This is a genomic window from Amphritea pacifica, from assembly GCF_016924145.1.
Classification (GTDB): domain Bacteria; phylum Pseudomonadota; class Gammaproteobacteria; order Pseudomonadales; family Balneatricaceae; genus Amphritea; species Amphritea pacifica.
Genome location: NZ_JAFFZO010000274.1, coordinates 1 through 221, shown reverse-complemented (window position 1 = coordinate 221; position 221 = coordinate 1). Strand labels below are relative to the sequence as shown.

Here is a 221-nt window from a genome sequence, read left to right as displayed (position 1 = left end):
ACTCTCTGTTACCGCTCGACTTGCATGTGTTAAGCCTGCCGCCAGCGTTCAATCTGAGCCATGATCAAACTCTTCAGTTTTAATCAGAATATGCCGGAAATTGACATATATAAATCTAGCTCAAAGTATTAAACAACTTGCAAATACACTTAAATGAATTTACTTGGTGTCGCTTACTTTGATAAAGCTTTTGTGCTTCATCTCAACAAGCGCCCACACGA

1 rRNA gene is annotated in these 221 nt (G+C 39.4%); it reads right to left on the bottom strand.

The features are described from left to right. A 16S ribosomal RNA gene (locus tag JW499_RS23330) occupies positions 1–80 on the bottom strand; the annotation flags it as partial. Between the last annotated feature and the right edge of the window lie 141 nt (positions 81–221).